At 67.0% G+C, this 4835-nt stretch carries 4 protein-coding genes and 2 pseudogenes; 2 read left to right on the top strand and 4 right to left on the bottom strand.

Going from position 1 to position 4835, the window contains the following annotated elements; genetic code table 11:
- On the top strand, positions 1 to 388 hold a 388-nt coding region (locus tag AB0C84_RS45250; protein ID WP_361078925.1), incomplete at its 5' end, for a transposase.
- Positions 389 to 488: 100 nt separating this feature from the next.
- Here the strand turns inward: AB0C84_RS45250 and AB0C84_RS45245 are convergent.
- Both AB0C84_RS45245 and AB0C84_RS45240 read right to left on the bottom strand, forming a co-directional pair.
- Entirely contained in the window at positions 489 to 716 is a 228-nt protein-coding gene (locus tag AB0C84_RS45245; protein WP_361078922.1) for a transposase, read from the bottom strand.
- A gap of 196 nt (positions 717 to 912) precedes the next feature.
- Entirely contained in the window at positions 913 to 1350 is a 438-nt protein-coding gene (locus AB0C84_RS45240) for a hypothetical protein (RefSeq protein WP_361078919.1), read from the bottom strand.
- Between the two features lie 623 nt (positions 1351 to 1973).
- Between AB0C84_RS45240 and AB0C84_RS45235 the strand changes: the two genes are divergently transcribed.
- Entirely contained in the window at positions 1974 to 2648 is a 675-nt protein-coding gene (locus AB0C84_RS45235) for a DUF4097 family beta strand repeat-containing protein (RefSeq protein WP_361078917.1), read from the top strand.
- Between the two features lie 241 nt (positions 2649 to 2889).
- Here the strand turns inward: AB0C84_RS45235 and AB0C84_RS45230 are convergent.
- Positions 2890 to 3965 (bottom strand): annotated as a pseudogene (locus tag AB0C84_RS45230) (IS110 family transposase).
- 298 nt (positions 3966 to 4263) lie between these two features.
- Positions 4264 to 4635 (bottom strand): annotated as a pseudogene (locus AB0C84_RS45225) (DDE-type integrase/transposase/recombinase); the annotation flags it as partial.
- Between the last annotated feature and the right edge of the window lie 200 nt (positions 4636 to 4835).

Raw genomic sequence — 4835 nt, 5'->3', positions numbered from 1 at the left:
GGCCTCGAAGACCATTCGAGGCCGCGGACAGGCCTTCTTCAATCCAGCACCCCGACAAACCCCGAAGGCCGGGCCGGACGGCCGGGATCGGCCCGTTCGTTGCACACCACCTCACCCGCCCGAGTTCCGGCGTCGCGCCGTCGAGCTGGCCCGCACCGGCGACAAGTCGGTCACCGCGCTGGCCAAGAGCCTGGGCATCAGTCAGTCGTGCCTGAGCAATTGGATCCGCCAGGCAGCCATCGACGAAGGCCACCTCGACGGCCTGAGCGCCGGCGAGCAGAAAGAGCTGGTCGAGCTGCGCCGAAAGGCCCGGCAACTGGAGTTGGAGAACGAGATCCTCAAGCGGGCGGCGGCCTACTTCGCCCGCGAGAACGTGCTCCCAAAATAAGGTACTCGCTGGTCCGTGAGCTCGCCGAGAACGACATCCCCGTCGCGGTGGCCTGCCGAGTGTTAGGAGTCTCCCGGTCCGGTTACACCGGCGGCCACAGTCACGCCTTGGTCCAGGCAGCGAACCGGCGATGCGCCGTCGACCGGGTGACACCGAACTCGCCGGGCAACTGCCGCCAGGTGCAACCGCTGGTCAGCACGTACACGATCGCGGTGAACACCAGCCGCTCGTCCAGCGACGCCGTCCCGCCGCCTTGCGGCCTCGGCGAGAACCCGGGCATCAACGGCTCGGCGATCTCCCACAGCTCATCAGGAAGCCGCGCGGTCAAAGGTGCAGAGCGAGAACCATGACCATGCCTTGCCAAGGCCTTCAGAAGCCGCAGCGTGCTCTGGAGGGTTTCGTTCGAAGCACAGCGTGTCCCGCGTGGCTATCGATGATCAGCCGGGATGATGGCGGACTGTGGTGTTGTCAGAGCTTGTGCGTCGGTTGGTTGCAGGATCTCACGGCTTAGCTGGAAAGTTTCGTCAAGGGTGTCCGCTGCGGTTCCCCGTGGCCGTTCTTGCCATGAGCGTGAATCGGATCCACACGTAGATGCTGACGGCGACGGCGAGCACAAGGGCGATGCCAGCCGTGTTGAGTTCGCTGCGGAGGGCACGGGTGGTGGCGCGCGATCCGGTCACGCGGACACGGACGTCCTCGCCCAAGTAGTCGTCATCCCTGATGCCGTCGATCTTGCCGCTTCGGCGGGTGCCGTCAATGTTCCAGGAGCCGTAGCAAATGTCCGTTGAACCCGAACGGCCGATGCTTCGGACGTCGCACCGGTCCACATGGGCCCTGGTGACGGTTCCTGTGGCGTACACCCACAGGCTGGGGCCGTCGATGAACAGCCAGCATAGCGGGATGGTGACCCAGCTAAGGATGATCCCGTACCTGCGAGCGGCGAGTGCTGTGGACCGGTCCATGACACCCGAACTTTAGCTCTTTCCCCATACTCTGGGCCGCCCCAAGCCGATTTCGGCCATGCGAGTAGTCGCCCACAAGGGCTTGCCGTTGCGTGGCGAGGGCCCGGCCACGCACGGTTTGCGTCGATGATAGGCGTGAATGCTTGCTGGGCGGACGCTGTTGATTTGCGTGCGTAGCGCGCACCCGCCGCCAGCTGCGCCCCCACTCGCAGGTGGGTACATCCGGCGTTCGTGGTGACCGCCGGGGCGCCTGCCTTGAGATGTGCCTCCTAGAGAGGGAGAAAGGGGATGGGCTCACTTCAAGCTGTCGAGCGGTGGGGTAAGGCGGGATTCCTGGGACCGGGCAGCGGACTCCGGTCTCACGGCGCTGCTCTGTACGCCGGGAGTCGGCCGAAGTGCCGCTCCCAAACCTTGGCCTTGGTTGAGCAAGCATTTCCCTCTCCCGCCCGTTCGTAGCCCTCCCGGTAGCAGGCTCAGCGACCTGGGAGGGAGAAGCAAGCTGGCTCCCTGGCGTGACGGCCATCCGGCGCCCGTCTTCCTAGGCTCGACAGCGTTCACCTAGCCCGACCAGGAGGATCGCCGTGCGTGGCACGCTTTCTGCTCTAGCCCTAGCCGCACTCAGCGTGACCGCGCTCAGCGCATGCGACGTGGCTTTCGCCTCCACCTACGAGGACGGCGCCCAACTGAAGGGCAAAATAACCGCCGTGCGCTTGGACGACATCGGATCCGGCAGCGTGACTCTGCGCGGTGGCTCGTCCAAGACGTCCCTGCACCGCAAGGTCAAGTACCGCAACGACAAGCCGGAGGCTCCCACGTACAGGATCGAGAACGGCGTCCTGGAACTGCGCGGCTGCGGCTCCCACTGCTCGGTGAGCTACACGGTCGACCTTCCCGCAGGCCTCCCCGTGTCGGGCGGGACCTCGAAAGGCTCCATCACCCTGTTTAAGGTGGGCAGGGTGGACGTGACCACCGGCAACGGCTCCGTCCGTCTGGACGGCGCCACGGGACCCATCAAGGTCAGGACGGACAACGGCGAGGTCCGGGGGAGCGGCCTCAAGGGCGGCGTCGACGCCGAGACGGACAACGGCGACATCGACCTGACGCCCGGAACGCCGCAGAGCGTCCGCGCGAAGACCGACAACGGCGAGGTCACGGTCACCATGCCCGCCGGGGGCTACCGCGTGAGCACGCACACCGGCGACGGCGATCGGCGGCTTGGCATCCCGAACGACCCGTCCGCCCAGTACGGGCTCGACCTGAGTACCAGCAACGGCGACATCACCACCAAAGCGGCCTGACCCCCGTCCGTCCTCAGGTGCTACAACGCCTTGGTTTGGCTCGATGGGCCCACCCGCCGGCCAGGTCATCCGCCACTACGAACGCGACCGGCCCAGCGAACTGGTGCACGTGGACGCCAAGAAACTCGGCCGAACCCCCGACGGGCGGCACCTGGCGCGACCTAGGTGTACTGCCCGGGGACGTTGGTCAAGGGTGATGGGTGGTTTGCCGCCGGTTGCGGTGTGTCCGCGGTGGACTCTTCTATGTCTCGTCAAGTGGGAGTGCCGGGGTGACGGCCGCGTTGAGGTGTCGGTAGATCTGTCTGGCGAGGTAGCGCTTTAGGCAGCGTCGAATCTCTTTTCTGGTGCGTCCTTCAGCGCGGCGGCGCTCGACGTACTCGCGGGTGGCGGGGTCGTGGATCATGCGGGTGATGGTCGCCATGTGCAGGGCGCGGTTCAGGCGTCTGTCGCCGCCCCTGTTGAGTCGGTGTCGGACCGTGTTCCCCGATGACGCGGGAATCGGGTTCACCCCGCCAGACAGGCGAAGGCGGCCTCTGAGCGCACCCTGCCGTGGTGTGACCAGGTGGTTAGGCAGACTGCTGCGGTGACCGGCCCGATCCCGATCTTGTCCAGCAGCCCTGCCGCAGGGGTGGAGCGAACCAGGACCTCCATCGTTTTCTGGTTGGCGGCCAACTCTTCGTTGAGGGTGACGATCCGCTTGGCCAGACGCTCCGCCTCAGCACGGGCGGTCGCGGCGGTCAGCGGCTCGTCGCGGGTGCGCCAGCGGGAGATGTCGATGATCTGCTGGTTGCTCAGCGGGTGGCGAGCGTCGACCCCGAGGTCGACGGCCCGCATGAGCGCGATCAGCGCGTTGACGGCAGCTGTGCGTTCTGTGGTCATGTGGTCTCTGGCGGCCAGCAGTACCCGCAGTGCGGCGCGTTCACCGTCGCCATGGCGCGGGTGCCGCAGTTGGTCTTCCTCCAGGGGCAAGGTGGCCTCGGCGATCCTGCGGGCGTCCAGCGGGTCGGACTTGCCGACCCCACGGTGGGCACGAGCGTTCATCCGCGGCGCCTTGAGGACCTGGTAGCCGGCCTCGGCCACGGCATGGGCGAACTGGGCGCCGTAAGTGGCGGCGCACTCGATCACCCACAGGGCAGCAAGGTCGCCGCGAGTCCGGCGGGCAGCCCAGGCGATCGCGCGGGCCATGCCCGCCTTGGTCGTGGGGAACTCGGCCGAATCGATCTGCTGCCCGGTAGCGGCCAGGATGGCCAGAGCATGGTTGCGGGCGTGGGTGTCCACCCCGATGACGAACGGATGGTTGTGCGCGACGATAGTCACGGCGGTCGGAAGTCTTTCTTGATCCAGGAACACGGTCCGGCCGCTTGCGACCGGCGCCGGCCTGGGGGAAGTCACTTCGGGGCAGCACTGTGACGGGCCACGACCTGACGGTCGGGCAATCTCCTGATCAGGACACCGAGGTGGGCCAGGTGGCGCCGGCCGTTCCGCCTCAAGGACGGACAAGTCCACCGAAATGCACCCTGGTGGGGCCAGTGATTGTATGAGTCACGACTTAAGCCGGAGCGACCGACGCCTACCCTGACCGGCCAGTCCCAGACCAGCCACCTGAAGACTCACAGTGATTGTAGAAGTGCAGCCATGCTGGGAGGGCTTTGGGGCGGGCTTGTTCGGAGCTGTGGAAGCGGCCCAGTGCCCAGCCGTCGGCCAGGGTGCGGTGGAGGCGTTCGACCTTCCCGTTGGTCTGTGGCCGGTAGGGGCGGGTCTTCTTGGGGCGGATGCCGGGCTCGGTGCAGGCGTGGCTCCAGGCGTGGGATTTGTAGGCCGAGCCGTTGTCGGTGAGCACTCGCTGGAGGGTGACGCCGCGGGCGGCGAACCAGGCGACGGCGTTGCGCAGGACCCCGATGGCGGTGGCGGCCTTCTCGTCGTCGTGGATCTCGGCGTAGGCCAGGCGGGTGTGGTCGTCGATGACGGTGTGCACGAACGCGGTGCCCGGGCCGACAAAGGCCTACTACTCCGCCGCCCTACGGCACTGGCTCCGCCGGCGAGACGTCATCCCGCGCATCGCACGCCGAGGCATCCACTCCTGCGAGCGGCTCGACCGCCACCGGTGAAAGACCGAGCGCACACTCGCCTGACTGCTGGACCATCGGCACCTGACCATCCGCAACCAACACCACGACCACCTGCTCG

This window comes from Actinomadura sp. NPDC048955 (assembly GCF_040649435.1).
Classification (GTDB): Bacteria; Actinomycetota; Actinomycetes; order Streptosporangiales; family Streptosporangiaceae; genus Spirillospora; species Spirillospora luteofluorescens.
The sequence above is the reverse complement of the archived record's forward strand: the minus strand, read 5'-3'. Positions and strand labels throughout refer to the sequence as shown.